The organism is Sanguibacteroides sp. AM78-02pH3A, assembly GCF_027666085.1.
GTDB lineage: Bacteria > Bacteroidota > Bacteroidia > Bacteroidales > Marinifilaceae > Gabonibacter > Gabonibacter massiliensis.
In genome coordinates, this window is the sequence record NZ_JAQEHX010000001.1 from 508,027 (window position 1) to 523,225 (window position 15,199).

At 43.2% G+C, this 15,199-nt stretch carries 12 protein-coding genes; 2 read left to right on the top strand and 10 right to left on the bottom strand.

The window, feature by feature from the left end; translation table 11 throughout:
- The first annotated feature begins 8 nt into the window (after positions 1 to 8).
- Entirely contained in the window at positions 9 to 2,192 is a 2,184-nt protein-coding gene (locus tag PGR74_RS02190) for a sodium-translocating pyrophosphatase (RefSeq protein ID WP_041504904.1), read from the top strand.
- 67 nt (positions 2,193 to 2,259) lie between these two features.
- On the opposite strand, the gene ftcD is transcribed toward PGR74_RS02190, so the two are convergent.
- From ftcD to purH, 8 genes are all read right to left on the bottom strand, one after another.
- Entirely contained in the window at positions 2,260 to 3,960 is a 1,701-nt protein-coding gene (ftcD, locus tag PGR74_RS02195) for a glutamate formimidoyltransferase (protein ID WP_041503660.1), read from the bottom strand.
- 173 nt (positions 3,961 to 4,133) lie between these two features.
- On the bottom strand, positions 4,134 to 5,387 hold the full coding sequence (gene hutI / locus PGR74_RS02200) for an imidazolonepropionase (protein ID WP_041503659.1): 1,254 nt from the start codon (positions 5,385 to 5,387) through the stop codon (positions 4,134 to 4,136).
- Between the two features lie 103 nt (positions 5,388 to 5,490).
- Positions 5,491 to 6,912: a rod shape-determining protein RodA gene (rodA, locus tag PGR74_RS02205; protein ID WP_041503658.1), complete on the bottom strand. Its 1,422-nt coding sequence runs from the start codon at positions 6,910 to 6,912 to the stop codon at positions 5,491 to 5,493.
- Positions 6,905 to 8,743 (bottom strand): penicillin-binding protein 2, encoded by a 1,839-nt coding sequence (mrdA, locus tag PGR74_RS02210; RefSeq protein ID WP_041504902.1) that lies wholly within the window; start codon positions 8,741 to 8,743, stop codon positions 6,905 to 6,907. Before mrdA ends, rodA begins: the two co-directional genes overlap by 8 nt.
- Before the next feature lie 32 nt (positions 8,744 to 8,775).
- Positions 8,776 to 9,222 (bottom strand): rod shape-determining protein MreD, encoded by a 447-nt coding sequence (locus tag PGR74_RS02215; RefSeq protein ID WP_236684946.1) that lies wholly within the window; start codon positions 9,220 to 9,222, stop codon positions 8,776 to 8,778.
- A gap of 52 nt (positions 9,223 to 9,274) precedes the next feature.
- Entirely contained in the window at positions 9,275 to 10,102 is an 828-nt protein-coding gene (gene mreC / locus PGR74_RS02220) for a rod shape-determining protein MreC (RefSeq protein WP_041504900.1), read from the bottom strand.
- A 3-nt stretch (positions 10,103 to 10,105) separates the two neighbouring features.
- Positions 10,106 to 11,128: a rod shape-determining protein gene (locus PGR74_RS02225; protein ID WP_041504040.1), complete on the bottom strand. Its 1,023-nt coding sequence runs from the start codon at positions 11,126 to 11,128 to the stop codon at positions 10,106 to 10,108.
- A gap of 5 nt (positions 11,129 to 11,133) precedes the next feature.
- Entirely contained in the window at positions 11,134 to 12,672 is a 1,539-nt protein-coding gene (gene purH, locus PGR74_RS02230; RefSeq protein ID WP_041504899.1) for a bifunctional phosphoribosylaminoimidazolecarboxamide formyltransferase/IMP cyclohydrolase, read from the bottom strand.
- Positions 12,673 to 12,862: 190 nt separating this feature from the next.
- Between purH and PGR74_RS02235 the strand changes: the two genes are divergently transcribed.
- Positions 12,863 to 13,384: a hypothetical protein gene (locus PGR74_RS02235; RefSeq protein ID WP_041503653.1), complete on the top strand. Its 522-nt coding sequence runs from the start codon at positions 12,863 to 12,865 to the stop codon at positions 13,382 to 13,384.
- 6 nt (positions 13,385 to 13,390) lie between these two features.
- Here the strand turns inward: PGR74_RS02235 and PGR74_RS02240 are convergent, their stop codons facing one another.
- Both PGR74_RS02240 and PGR74_RS02245 read right to left on the bottom strand, forming a co-directional pair.
- Positions 13,391 to 14,653, bottom strand: coding sequence for an outer membrane beta-barrel protein (locus PGR74_RS02240; RefSeq protein WP_041503652.1), 1,263 nt, complete (start codon positions 14,651 to 14,653; stop codon positions 13,391 to 13,393).
- Positions 14,643 to 15,176, bottom strand: a complete 534-nt coding sequence (locus tag PGR74_RS02245; RefSeq protein ID WP_041503651.1) for an RNA polymerase sigma factor — start codon at positions 15,174 to 15,176, stop codon at positions 14,643 to 14,645. Before PGR74_RS02245 ends, PGR74_RS02240 begins: the two co-directional genes overlap by 11 nt.
- Between the last annotated feature and the right edge of the window lie 23 nt (positions 15,177 to 15,199).

Sequence of the window (15,199 nt, forward strand, 5' to 3'; positions counted from 1 at the left end):
TAAGAACTATGTTAAACGATCTATTCTGGATAGTACCTGTTTGTGCTATTATCGCGCTGCTTTTCGCAAGAATCTTTTTTAGTCATATGATGAAAGAATCCGAAGGTACGGATACGATGAAACGTATTGCAGGACACGTGCGTAAAGGAGCTATGGCTTATTTAAGTCAACAATATAAAGTAGTCGGTATTGTATTCGTAGTATTGTGTATCCTTTTTGCCTGGATGGCGTACGGACCCGGTTTGCAAAACGAATGGGTGTGGTTCGCCTTTTTGACTGGTGGTTTTTTCTCGGGGTTAGCCGGGTATATAGGCATGAAAACAGCTACCTATGCGTCTGCCCGTACGGCTAATGCGGCACGCAGGAATTTAAACGACGGATTGAAAATAGCATTTCGTTCAGGAGCCGTGATGGGATTGGTAGTTGTCGGATTGGCTCTGTTGGATATCTCGTTGTGGTGGCTTTTATTGGATTATTTCGTTGAAGAACCGACGACATCAGAAAAGGCGATCGTGATTACGACGACCATGCTCACTTTCGGCATGGGAGCTTCGACGCAAGCTCTTTTCGCGAGAGTGGGAGGGGGTATTTTTACCAAGGCTGCCGATGTCGGAGCGGATCTGGTGGGAAAGGTAGAGGCCGGTATACCGGAAGATGATCCTCGAAATCCGGCGACAATAGCCGATAACGTGGGGGATAACGTGGGGGATGTCGCTGGTATGGGAGCCGATTTGTATGAATCCTATTGCGGTTCTATCCTGGCAACGGCAGCATTGGGGGCCGCAGCCTATCGGTTGGATCCCGATATACAGTTCAATGCTATTTTGGCCCCGATGTTGATAGCCGCTTTCGGAGTCGTACTTTCATTATTGGGTATATTTATGGTAAAAACGAAAGAAGGAGCTTCACAACAACAACTTCTGAGGGCCTTGGACCGGGGTATTAATATCAGTTCCGTTTTAATTATAGCCTCCAGTTTTTTAGTTTTTCATTTGTTGGGTTTAAGTTACTGGATATGCGGTTCCGTCATCGTGGGACTACTCACGGGAATCGTCATCGGAAAGGCAACCGAGTATTACACGTCACATGCTTATAAACCGACGCAGGATATAGCTAAAAGTTCAGAAACAGGACCTGCCACGGTGATAATCAAGGGTATCGGAACAGGTATGATCTCTACATCGATTCCTGTACTCGCTATCGTTGCGGGTATTATTCTCTCTTTCCTTTTTGCTTCGGAATTTGATTTTTCAAACGTATCGGTAGGCCTGTACGGTATAGGTATTGCAGCCGTCGGAATGCTTTCTACTTTAGGAATCACGCTGGCGACCGATGCATACGGTCCTATTGCGGACAATGCGGGGGGAAATGCCGAAATGAGCAATCTGGGAAAGGAGGTACGTCATCGTACGGATGCTTTAGATGCTTTGGGAAATACGACGGCTGCCACGGGAAAAGGGTTTGCGATCGGTTCTGCCGCTCTTACCGGATTAGCTTTGATCGCCTCTTATCTCGAAGAGATTAAAATCGGATTGCTCCGTATGGGAGAAGAGATATTGACTATCGGTAGCGAGACCGTTAAAACGGCTGATGCTTCTTTGACGGATTTCATGTATTATTACGATGTGACATTGATGAATCCGAAGGTGTTGGCAGGTATATTTATCGGAGCTATGATGGCTTTCTTATTCTGCGGGTTAACCATGAATGCCGTGGGGAGAGCGGCCCAAAAGATGGTAAACGAAGTCCGCCGTCAATTCAGGGAAATCAAAGGAATCATGACGGGAGAGGGAGAGCCTGATTACGCCAAGTGCGTCGAGATATCCACGAAAGGAGCTCAACAAGAAATGATTTTTCCTTCCTTGTTAGCCATCATTGTTCCGGTTGTTATGGGATTGATCTTCGGTGTTGCGGGAGTCATCGGCCTCTTGGCGGGTGGATTGGGAGCCGGGTTCGTATTGGCGATCTTTATGGCCAACTCGGGAGGGGCTTGGGATAATGCCAAAAAGTTTATAGAAGAAGGAAATTTAGGGGGCAAAGGATCCGACAATCACAAGGCGACGGTCATTGGTGATACGGTAGGAGACCCGTTTAAAGATACTTCCGGTCCGAGTTTGAATATTTTGATCAAGCTGATGAGTATGGTCGCTATCGTGATGGCAGGCGTTACCTGTGCTTTCAGTTTGCTGTGAAACGGGTGGGGTGAAATAAAAAAATCCACGATGAATATCATCGTGGATTTTTTATATCGATTCTATATTATATTTTAGAATTGACGATCTCTAAGATCTCCGTTTCCATTTGTTTTGCCATCTCAACCACTTTTTCTCCTCGGCTGATGATGTCGTTTGCGTACGCTTTGTCGTCTAATCCCGCGGCGTTTATTTTCACGTTTAAAAATGCGCCGATTACTCCGGAGCGGGCGGCCAAAGCACCTACTCCAGCATCGGTTACCGAATTCGGGTTTCCGATTTCAGCCATGGCTTTCACCACTTCCATACATTCGTAACATAACATCATCGTTTTGAAAGGCACTTCCGTGGCAAACCGGGTTGCATCCTGAATCGCCCGATGACGGGCTGCTTTTTCTTCTTCGCTCTTCTTGGGTAGGCCGAATGCATCCATAATACGATTGAATGCGTTAGTATCCTCGTCAACCATTTTGATTAATTCCACCTGATACGCTTTCCCCCTTTCTGCCCAATTGCTAAATTCTTCCCAACGATCGTCCCAACCCCGTTTATGAGAGGAGAGGTTTGCTACCATCGCGGCCAAGGAGGAGCCCAAGGCTCCCATATAAGCGGAAATCGAACCGCCCCCGGGAGCGGGAGATTCCGAAGCCGTTTCATCGGCAAATTCGGCTAATGTCATATCCACCAAATGCTTCTTGCCGTTATTCATTTCGTCTTCTAATATGTACTCGATGATTTTTTTCCGCGGTTCAAAAGGATAAAGTTCGTCTAATCCCAAAGATTTGACAGCGATCTTTATCAATTCTTTATCCGAAACGCCGGTAGAACGTTGTTGTTTCCGTAAGAAATAGCGTCCGGCATCCAGCATGGCCTTTAATGGAATAACACCGACTAATTCGGAACCGGTTACTCTTACTCCCCGATCATTGGCCTTACGACAAACTTCATCGAACGCCTCGTGTACGGAGGTTACCGATATATCTGTCAAGTTCATGGAGATCTGGGCAATACCGTATTCTTCTATAAACCAACCGATCGCTTTGACCGATTTCAACGTTCCGGGAATCATAACGGGTTTCCCTTTTTCGTCCAGCACTTTTTTCCCCGTGATGGGATTTCCTTCCCGTTTAACCCGCCCGCGTTCACGTACGTCGAAGGCTATGGAGTTTGCCCGTCGGGTAGAAGTGGTGTTCAGATTGACATTGTAAGCCACCAGGAAGTTTCGGGCTCCTACGGCCGTGGCCCCGGTCTTGGCTGTCCATTCGTTTAATTCCCGGGGACCGAAATCGGGATGCCATTGCTCACTGCTCAATCGTTCTCCCAATGCTTCGTATTCTCCAGCCCGGCAGGTTGCCAAATTCTTTCTTTCCGGCACGAAGGCTGCATTTTCGTAACAATACACGGGTATATTCAATTCTTCTCCGATACGTTTTGCCAATTTACGAGCATACTCGACCGTCTCTTCCATGGTAATATTAGCTACCGGAACCAACGGACAAACATCCGTGGCACCGAAACGGGGATGTGCTCCTTTGTGTTTCTTCATATCGATAAGTTCGGAGGCTTTCTTTACGGCACGAAAAGCAGCTTCGCAAACTTCTTCAGGAGTACCGACCAAGGTGACAACCGTACGGTTGGTCGCTTTTCCCGGGTCTACGTCAATGAGGCTGACTCCTTCCACGGCTTTAATCTCTGCTGTAATCTGATCGATGATATGCATATCGTTTCCCTCGCTGAAATTGGGAACGCATTCAATTAGTTTTTTCATATTCTATTGCGATATTGTTATAACAACTGATGTTTATTCTGTCTCTAACACTCTAATCTATTCAAAAAAAGCTTTCAATTTGTAATCCGAGAATGCCAATGGGCTACGGATAACGGATCCGATAGGCTTTGCGAATCCATACTTTTTTATAATGTGAATAAGGCATACCGTTATTAAATTTGTTCTCCGTTCAAAAACACGGCTTCGATCAGATTACTCCCGTAAGCATATGGAAGAAATTCGATCCCGCTAACGGGTGTTGTGATATAGAAATTAGCTTTTTTGCCGACAGCGATACTTCCCAGTTCGTTTTCAACTCCCATAGCATACGCGGAATTAATCGTCGTGGCGTTAATTACCTCCTCCGGAAGCATTTTATAATTCACACATCCCAGAGACATGACGAATTTCATGTTGCCGGAAGGAGAGGAGCCGGGATTATAGTCGGAAGCCAATGCGACGGGAAGCCCCGCGTTGATCATTTCCCGCACCGGAGAATAAGGCATATTCAAAAAGAATGCCGCTCCCGGTAATACCGTCGGCATCGTCTCACTGCCTTTCAATGCTTCGATCTCTTTTTCCCCCACATATTCTAAATGATCGACGGAAAGTGCGTTGTATTTTACACCTACCTGGATACCACCCGAGTAGTCCAGTTCGTTAGCATGTATCTTCGCGCGTAATCCGTGTTTCATTCCGGCATTCAACATACGATCCGTATCTTCGACCGTAAAAAATCCTTTATCGCAGAACACATCGATATAGTCGGCCAACTCCTCGGAAGCGACAGCCGGAATCATTTCGTTGATAATCAAATCCACGTATTCCGTCTGGCGTCCTTTGTATTCGGTCGGAACAGCATGTGCTCCTAAAAACGTTGATTTTATGGTCAGGGGTGTATCCTCTTTTAATCGTTTGATTACCCGCAGCATCTTTAGTTCGCTTTCCGTACTAAGACCGTAACCGCTTTTAATTTCAACGGCTCCCGTTCCTAACATGGCAATCTCTTGGAGACGTTCGAAAGCCGAATCGTACAATTCCTCTTCACTGGCCTTTCGAATACGTTCTGCAGAATTTAAAATTCCTCCTCCTCTTCGAGCAATCTCTTCATAAGAGAGCCCTTTGATCTTGTCGATGTACTCGATCTCCCGGCTGCCTGCATATACAATGTGCGTGTGTGAATCGCAAAAAGCGGGGAGAACCAAACGGCCGGTGGCATCAATCTCTTGAATGGTATCGCCTCCTTCGTACACGGCGTGCTGGTCCAATTCGCTCATTTTACCGAAAGCTTGTATGTAACCGTCTTCCACCAACAAATAGGCATTGTCGATCATTCCCAAACGGGCCATGTCCGCACCTGCAACCCTCGTTCTCGGTTCTTTCTCAACTTGAACAAGTTGTTTTATATTTATAACTAATGTTTTCATGTTTATCGTTTTAAATTATTCGGGAGCGAAAGTATAAAATTTAATCTACAATTTAAAACATTTACGATTTATAGGCTCCAGTATACTCCAATTAAAATATCTACTATCTAAATACTTGTAAACGATTGGAGTCGAGCCGTAAAAATATGAATATGAGTATCGTAAAGGCCCACAGCGAAGATCCCCCGTAACTGAAAAAAGGAAGAGGAATCCCGATAACGGGAGCCATCCCGATGGTCATCCCGATGTTCACTGCCATATGGAAGAATAGGATAGAGGCTACGCCATACCCGTATATCCGGGAAAAATTGGAACGTTGGCGCTCTGCCAAATAGATAATACGTAAAATAAATGTCATAAGTAATAGTATGACCAGGGCACTTCCCACGAACCCCCACTCTTCCCCGACGGTACAAAAGATGAAATCCGTGCTTTGTTCCGGAACGAAATTAAATTTTGTCTGCGTTCCTTGTAAAAAACCTTTTCCCCAAAAACCCCCTGAACCAATGGCAATTTTGGATTGATAGACGTTATATCCCGTTCCTTTTTTGTCCATGGTTATACCTAACAGATTATTAATACGGTCCCTTTGGTGGGGTTGAAGTTTCTCGAACATGTAGTCGACAGATACCGTGGCTCCGATGCATAACCAAGAAACGAATATCAGTAATGCGATATGCTTTATCTTCTTTTGGTAGATATAGATCAATCCGGCCAGGTTGCAAATCAGATAAGACAACAGCAACAGATAGTAATCAGATAAATTTCCTTGAATGGCCCAGTTGACCAAAAAGAAGAGAAAAAAGAGCAGGGTCAATATTCCGATGATTTTGATTAGTTCCCTGAGATTATGTCGGTAATAATAATAGGCAGCTAAGGTTCCTATCAGTATTATAACCAATACGGTAAACGGAGAGTACAAAATACTGAGAACAAAAAGCGCCACGGCAACAAAACAAAGTAAAAGAATGGAACCGTGCAGCCCTTCCCTGAATAATACCAGAATAAAAGAGCTGTATACCAGAGCGGAACCCGTGTCGTTTTGTAAAATAATGAGAGCGGCAGGTATGAACAAAATAATCCCGATCAACAATAAATTACTTATTTTCATCACCTTGAAATTATGTCTGCTCATCACGTTGGCCAATGCCAAATTGGTCGCAAATTTAGCGAATTCAGCCGGCTGAATGCGAATACCCTGAATTTCGAACCAGGAACGAGCCCCATGTACCTCTTTACCGAAGATTAGCACACAGAGCAGAAGACATATGGTAATCCCGTAAATGATAAAAGAAAAAGCGGTAAAAAATTTACTATCGGTCAGTAACACTAAAAAAGCCAATAGGAAAGAAGCACCTATCCATATCAGTTGTTTCCCGTATTGTTGCGAAAAATCAAATATACTGTTGTGATTCTCGTCGTATACGGCGGCATATATGTTGATCCAGCCCATAAAGACAAGCAAAATATAAAGTAGGATAGAGATCCAGTCGATATTAGCAATCAGGTTCGTTTGTCTATTCATCGCCTTTTCTGTTTTTATTTGTTTGGCGAATTAAATCGCTTTCAAGCATTCTTTTTTCTAACTCTTTTTTCTTATCCGATATCTTACCTTTCAAATATTTTTCAATCAACAAGCCGGCAATAGGGGCGGCATAAGTAGATCCCCACACTCCGTTTTCCACGTAGACGATAAGTGCGATTTTAGGGCGGTCCACGGGTGCAAAAGCGATAAAAACGGAGTGATCGTCCCCTTGCGGATTTTGTACGGTTCCTGTTTTTCCGGCAATCGCTATGGAATCGACCTGAGCATTTCTTCCGGTACCTTTTTTCACTACTAATTCCATCCCTTCTATGATCGGCTTAAAATAGGCCTTATTGATATCGACGGTATGTTTTTCTATCCGGTTCCGGGGGGCGGTCTCGTCAGGCCGCACGATATGGGGAGTCATGTAATATCCGCGGTTTGCCAGAATTGCGGCGATATTTGCCATCTGTATAGGGGTTATCAACAGTTCGCCCTGTCCGATCGACAATGATATGATATAGAGAGGATGCCAATTTTTGGTGCGGTGTACCCGGTCATAATAGGCTTGTGTCGGAATGGAGCCGTTCACCTCGTTTTGGAAATCAGGACATAATTTGCTTCCCAACCCGAAGGAGATTACGTATTTTCTCCATTCATTATAGGCATTTCGTACATTTTCATATTGCGGTAACTCCAATACGCGCCGAAATACATTCACGTAATAAGGATTACAGGAATTTTGAATAGATGCCCGCAAATCGGTAGGGGAGTCGTGGAAATGACATTTCATAAAACGTTTACCGCCAATATAAGCTCCTCCTGAACAGGAAAATTTGCTTTCGGTAGTTATCGCTTTCGTCTGCAGTCCGATCAGGGCTTGAATCGTTTTGAAAATAGATCCGGGAGGATACTGAGCCATTGTCGTACGATCGAACAGAGGACGTAAACTGTCCTGTTCCAGTTTCAAGTAATTCCTGCCTCTGTCCAGTCCAACCATCAGTTGGGGATCGTAACCCGGACTCGATACCTTTGCTAAAATCTCCCCGGTTTCCGGTTCGATTGCCACGATACCTCCTTTTTTGTTACGCATTAGCTGATAAGCGTATTCCTGTAAATCTATATCCAGTGTCGTTTCCAAATCTTGCCCTACAATCGCTTCCTTGTCGTATTTTCCGTCCTGAAAGGAGCCTTTTACCCGGTTATGATTATCGACCAAGACGATTTTTTTTCCTTTTTCTCCCCGAAGTGTGGTCTCGTAAGTTCTTTCCAATCCGTTAATACCGATATAATCTCCCGGTTCGTAACAGGTGTCTTTTTTCACTTGATCCAAACTGACTTCTCCGATATAACCGAATACATCTGCAGAATGTTGAACATTGTATTTTCTTAATGTTCTCGTTTGAATATAGAATCCCGGATAGCGATACAGCTTTTCCTGAAGTACGGCATATTTATCTCCGGTAATTTGGGAAACCAAAATAGAAGGCTTATACCTGGAGTAAGTTTTGCATTTTTGAATGTTTCTGTCTAAAAATTCTTTCGATATGCCAAGTATGGAAATTAAGTCCGTCGTGTCGAATTCTTTTACCTGTCTCGGAATAATCATCAAGTCGTATGCCGCTTGATTATCGACCAATAGTTTATGATTACGGTCGTATATCAGACCGCGTGCAGGGTATACTGTCTCGATCCTCTGTGAATTATTGTCTGCCATTTGTTTGAATTGATCATCGACTACCTGATAAACGAATAGCCTGATGATATAAATAACGCAGACGCATACGATAATACCCGCGATAATTCCTTTTCTATATCCAAATTTATTCATTTGAATGAATCTTTTTCAATTCGAAGAAATACTTACCTGTTTACCTTTTTCAATCCGATAAAGTAATAAAGCAAGATCAACAACCAGGAGATAAAAGTACTGAAAATTATCCGGATTAAAGTGATAAACGGATCGCTAAAAGTAAAAGCTTCGGCAAAAATAAGAACGACATTGAACAGGAGGGTTGACACACCCGAATATTTTAGAAACCAGTTGAATTCCGTCAATCGTTGGGCTCCATGAATATCATCCAATTTCTCCCGGTTAGATGTCGATTGCAACAGCCAGGGACGGATATAGGCAGTAAAGGTGGAAGCCGCCGCATGGATTCCCACGGTCTTGTCGGCCAGGTCCATTACGAATCCCAATAGAAAACCAAAAAACAATAGGGAGATTCCTTTGAATTTGTAAGGAAGAATATAAATGGCCAGAATATAAATATTGATATAGAAATAAGATCCGAGATGAATGTTATCCAAAATAAAAATTTGGATAATACACAATATGAACAAATGGATAAAATAATTTATATTATTCATGATAATTGTTTCCTTCTAATCTTTTTTTCTCATCCTTCCAATAATCATTCACGATGTAGACATGATAGAGTTTTTTAAAGTCTACGGCCAAGCGCACTTTTATAGCTAAAAAGTTAGCCGTTTCCCGAGTAGTCGATTCGACGAAACCGATCAGCAATCCTTCCGGAAAAATAGAGGAGAAGCCGGAGGTGACCACCGTATCTCCCGGACTGATCTCCACGTGGTAGGGTATATCGTTCAAATTAGAGTAACGATAATCACTTCCGTCCCATTGCAACGAACCGTAATACCCGTTTTTCTTTATTTTAGCCGATACCCTCGAATTCACATTGATCAACGGAATTACAAAAGAATAATGTTCGCTCGTGTCCTGTATTAAGCCGACTACTCCCTCCGGGGAACATACCGCCATCTCTTTCCGGACGCCGTCCTGACCTCCCCGGTTTAACGTCAAATAATTTTTAGTCCTGTTGAAAGTTGCATTTACAACTTTCGCATCCACATAGTTGTACAGTATGCAACTGTCAAGGATAAACGATTTTACTTCTGAACTATCTTTTTTTGAATTTAAAATCTCCAATCGATTTTTTAAAGCTACATTCTCTTTTACCAAGTTTTCATTTCGTTCGGCCAACCAAAAATAATTTTCGGTTTCCGTAACAACGGAAGAGATGTAATTAAAGACAGAAGAAGAGTATTGGGAGAATACAACTCTCTGATAGTCGTTATTATTGACTATCAGAGAAAAGCATAAAACTTCCAATAATATAAAAATTATAGTAAAATGATACTTAAGTATCAGTCTTATAATTTCTTTCACCTCTTATCGGATAAGGAATGAGAATTTATCTACATTTTTTAGTGCGATTCCGGTTCCGCGTGCCACAGCACGAAGAGGATCCTCTGCGATATGGAACGGTATGTTCAATTTATCTGATAACCGTTTGTCCAATCCTCGCAACAAGGCTCCGCCTCCGGCCAAGTAAATGCCTTTATTCACAATATCGGCATACAATTCAGGCGGGGTTTGTTCCAAAGCACCCAAAATAGCTATCTCTATCTTAGAAATCGATTTTTCTATACAATGAGCGATTTCCTGATAGGAGACCGGAACTTCTACAGGCAGGGAAGTCATTTGGTTCGGACCTTGTACCACGAAGTCCGCAGGCGGTTCGTCCAATTCGGATAGAGCCGATCCCACATGAATTTTTATCTCCTCCGCCGTTCTTTCTCCGATCTTTATATTGTGTTGGTGACGCATGTATTCCTGAATATCGTCCGTCAAATCGTCACCTGCGATACGAATCGATTTGTTGCTAACTATACCACCCAAAGAAATAACTGCGATTTCTGTTGTTCCGCCACCTATGTCAACAATCATATTTCCTTCCGGAGCCTCCACGTCCAAACCGATACCTAATGCCGCGGCCATCGGCTCATAGATCATGTATACGTCCCGTCCTCCCGCATGCTCGGCGGAATCGCGTACGGCTCTAATTTCGACCTCCGTACTTCCGGAAGGGATACATACGACGATCCGTAAAGAAGGGGAGAAGAATTTACCTTTTCCGTTAGCCATTTTAATCATTCCCCTGATCATCTGTTCGGCAGCGTTAAAGTCTGCAATAACTCCATCGCGCAACGGGCGGATCGTTTTGATATAATCATGGGTTTTTCCTTGCATTTGCCGGGCTTTTTCCCCAATTGCAATTACCTTTTCCGATTTTTTATCTATGGCTACGATAGAGGGTTCATTCACCACCATCTTATCGTTCATGATGATAATGGTGTTTGCCGTCCCCAAGTCTATCGCGATATCTTGTGTTAAAAAAGAAAATAAACTCATAGTCATTAATGTTTAAAATGTCTCATACCTGTAAAAATCATAGCTATCCCGTATTTGTCGGCAGCATCAATGGATTCCTGATCCCGGATAGAACCTCCGGGCTGGATTATAGCCGTGATACCAGCCTTATGGGCTGCTTCCACGCAATCGGCAAAGGGGAAAAACGCATCGGATGCCATAACGCTACCGGGGATACGCTCTGCTCCCTGACGAATCGCATTTTCTAATGCCCAAATCCGGCTGACCTGTCCCGGGCCTACGCCTGTCGTACACTTATCCTTTGCAATCACAATAGCATTAGACTTAGTATGCTTTACAACTTTCCATGCAAAAAGTAAGTCCTTCAACTCTTCTTCCGTCGGGTGACGCTGGGTTACCACTTTAAGTTCTCCTTCGGTCAATCGGTGATCCATGTCCTGTATCAATAAACCGCCTAAAACGGTTTTAGCTTTAGGCGTGGTATATGTCCTCCGATCGATATCTTTTACTTGCAATAATCTTAAATTTTTCTTTTTGGAGAAAACGGACAATGCTTCTTCGGAAAAAGAGGGAGCGACGATCACCTCTAAAAAAACGGGAGCCATTTTTTCAGCGGTAGCCTTGTCTATTTCCCGGTTGGCGGCTACAATCCCTCCATATATGGAAACCGGATCCGCGTCATACGCTTTCTGGAAAGCATCCGCCAAGGTTGCGGCACTCCCGACACCACAAGGATTAGCGTGTTTCGCCGCTACAATCGTAGGTTCATCAAACTCTTTCAATGCCTCTAACGCCCCGTCCGTATCCCCGATGTTATTGTATGATAACTCCTTGCCTTGTAATTGGATCGCTCCCGTTAATGTCCCTTCCGTCTCCTGGATACAACTATAAAAAGTTGCTTCCTGATGCGGATTCTCGCCATATCTTAAATCTTGTTTCTTTTCATAAGTTAAGGTTATGGTTTTGGGAGAGGTGATATGCAGACGTTTCGAGAAGTAGTTGGCGATCAAAGCGTCGTAATGCGAGGTATGAATAAATACTTTGGCAGCCAATTGCTCTTTCGTCTCCGGCAAGGTTTCTCCGTTTTCCCTTATTTCAGCAATAACCCGCTCGTAATCTTCCGGATCAGTAACAACCGTCACGAAAGGATAATTTTTAGCTGCGGCCCGGATCATGGTAGGCCCGCCAATGTCTATATTTTCTATGATCTCCTCGTGCGAGACTCCTTCTTTCAAAATCGTCTGTTTGAAAGGATACAAATTACAAACCACCATATCGATGGGCTCTATACCCAATTCGGCCATTTGTTGTTTATGTTTTTCATTGTCCCTGATTGCCAAGATACCCCCTTCGACATTGGGATGCAGCGTTTTCACTCTTCCGTCGAAACATTCCGGAAATTTTGTCAGGTCAGCGATATCTTTCACCTGAATACCCTCTTCCTTTAATATTTTTGATGTTCCTCCGGTAGAAATAATTTCCCACCCCATAGAATTTAGAGATTTAGCAAAGTCAACAATTCCACTTTTGTCAAATACACTAATCAATGCTTTTTTCGTTCTCATCCGGATTTATTTTATTTTTTTAAACGAAATCAATTATACTCGTTGACAAAGGTAAAAAAAAGATAGTTATTTTACATGTTGAGTATATAATTTCATAGAAAAAATATATAGGAAAAATATTTTTCTTACATCGGAAACGTGGGGTTATAAAAAATAGTTATATTTGGTCAACACTAAAAATGATATTTTTATGAGTGACAACGCTTTGGATATTATAGTATATATAGCATTGACCATCGGAGCCAGCTTATTGGGAGTTCTAAAGTCTTCTAAGGATAAAAACAAAAAGAGGCAACCCTCTGCGCCACACGAAACTGTTCGTCCGGAAATTTACGTTCCGGCAGAAGATGGGACAGAAGGAGATTTTTTCGATCAAATTTTTGGTAAACGGGTAGAGGTCCCGCAACAGGAAGACGAAATAGAGAAGCCGGAAGTCGGAACGGAAAAACAAATTATACCCGATTTTTTAAAAAGGAAAGAGACGGAAGCCATCGCTCATTTCGGAAAATCCGATGAAGAGAGGATGGAAATATTAAAGAGCGATCAACGGGCCCGAAAAGATATGAGAGACAAACGCTTTGCCGCTTTATTCCGACTGCACGAAAATGACATGCAAGAAAGCGATACGAGCGAATCGAATTCCGGTAATACAATCCGTTTCGATTTGCCGGAAGCGGTTATCGCGAGTGAAATATTGAATCGCAAGTATTAACCTCTTCTAAAAAGATATTCCGAAACCGGTGGAAAAAGTAAAAGTATAAGGATTGTACCGGATATCCGGATCTTTACTTAAAGATTGCAAGTAATACCTGAAGCCGGGTTCTATTTTAAAATGAATCGATTTACCAATCGGATATTCAACGCCCAAACCGACATGAGTACTCATGTTAATACGGCGAATATTATCCGTTTCTCCCATCTTTTCTTTTACACCCTCATAGCGCAAATAGGTCATGTTACGTACTAAAAAACTTGCGCCAAATCCTCCCAAGATACTGAATTTCAGTTTGTTGTTATTCAGATAATAGCGGAGGGAAAGAGGAACTTCTATCGCGTCGAACTCCTGCTCAATGCTTCCCGTTGTTTCGCTATTGCTTCTCAATAACTGGGAATTGGAAACGAATACGGCCGCGTTAGACCGGCTTTTTACGTTTCCAAGCGGGGTAAGTACCCGTGTTTGGTTGTTGTAGCTGCTCATCATGGCATTTGTCTGGGGAACGAAAACCTTAGAATCGCTCGTTTTTTGGCCGATACGGGTGTATCCGATACCCGTTTCGATAGAGATCCGGCTTCCCGGCGATACGGCAAAAGTAATCCCCCCGTTCATATTGAAGATGCCGCTTAACTGATCGTCCGTGTAGCTAACAAGTCGGCTCTGTTTGTTTTCCATGTGGTAGCTACCCGAAGAGTATCCCGGAGAAACATAACCGCCGAGGGTATACTTCAGGTTCATTTTCTTCTTTTTCACCACCGGCTGTTCATGAATTAATTTGAGATATCGGCGTTGATTTTCCAACGCTTCTTTATTTATTAAAGGGATAAAATCCTCGCGAATAGCCGTCTTTTCCAGCTCGGCTACCGGGTGCGATACCGGCAACAGACCGGAATCGAAAAATTGAACCGTCATCGGATCGACCTTGACGAATTCCGGTGTTCCGGATTCTTCGATTTTTCGGTGGGCAGCCGGAGGAATGTTCGGGACTGGCGAGTGATATGCCAAGAGATAGGGGGCCGGTGGCTTTAAAGACTGAGTTTTTACCAACGGAGGATAAGATGTCTTTTTCTTTTCTTGTTGAAGCATAAAAAGCGAGGAGAGAAGCAAGACTATTGCTGCCGCCGCTCCACTATATATAAATAACTGCCTAAACCTGTTTTGTTTGCCACCCAGGCGAGAATTTATGCCGGTCCACACCCTTGCCGGGGGATCGACCGTAACCTCTTCCAGGGCTGTCTTAAATAGTTTTTCTAAATTATTGTCCATAACTTAGGTATGTATTAATTTTTTTCTTTAAAATCTCTTTTGCTCTCGCTAAATTCGATTTTGAAGTTCCGTCCGAAATGCCGAGCATGGAAGCAATCTCTTTATGAGATAACTCTTCCATTACGTACAAGTTAAATACCAACCGGTATTTTTCCGGCAATTGACTTACAAAACCAAACAACACTTCCGAAGGAATGTTCAAACCCGCATCGACATCTTCCATTTCGATCTCGGGAATCTCTTCCACGGGTTGTACGGGATTATTTTTACGGTACTTTTCGAGAGCGATATTGATAAAAATACGTTTCATCCATCCCTCGAAAGAACCTTTGCCCGAATATTGACCTATACACTCCAAAGTTTTAATAAAACCGTCCTGTAAGTTATCTTCCGCCTCTTCGCGCGTTTTGGAATACTGAATGCAAACTGCAAACATCTTGGAGGAGAACATGCGGTAAAGTTGTTCTCCGGCTTGTCGATTGCCTTTTTTGCATTTCTCTATTATTTTGTCCAAAGTATACATCGATAACTAACGCTAAGATGCTG

Bases quoted from the DNA above. Each gene is read 5' to 3' on its own strand.
- PGR74_RS02190 (WP_041504904.1), top strand. From the start codon at position 9: ATGTTAAACGATCTATTCTGGATAGTACCTGTTTGTGCTATTATCGCG.
- ftcD (WP_041503660.1), bottom strand. From the start codon at position 3,960: ATGAAAAAACTAATTGAATGCGTTCCCAATTTCAGCGAGGGAAACGAT.
- hutI (WP_041503659.1), bottom strand. From the start codon at position 5,387: ATGAAAACATTAGTTATAAATATAAAACAACTTGTTCAAGTTGAGAAA.
- rodA (WP_041503658.1), bottom strand. From the start codon at position 6,912: ATGAATAGACAAACGAACCTGATTGCTAATATCGACTGGATCTCTATC.
- mrdA (WP_041504902.1), bottom strand. From the start codon at position 8,743: ATGAATAAATTTGGATATAGAAAAGGAATTATCGCGGGTATTATCGTA.
- PGR74_RS02225 (WP_041504040.1), bottom strand. From the start codon at position 11,128: ATGAGTTTATTTTCTTTTTTAACACAAGATATCGCGATAGACTTGGGG.
- purH (WP_041504899.1), bottom strand. From the start codon at position 12,672: ATGAGAACGAAAAAAGCATTGATTAGTGTATTTGACAAAAGTGGAATT.
- PGR74_RS02235 (WP_041503653.1), top strand. From the start codon at position 12,863: ATGAGTGACAACGCTTTGGATATTATAGTATATATAGCATTGACCATC.
- PGR74_RS02240 (WP_041503652.1), bottom strand. From the start codon at position 14,653: ATGGACAATAATTTAGAAAAACTATTTAAGACAGCCCTGGAAGAGGTT.
- PGR74_RS02245 (WP_041503651.1), bottom strand. From the start codon at position 15,176: ATGTATACTTTGGACAAAATAATAGAGAAATGCAAAAAAGGCAATCGA.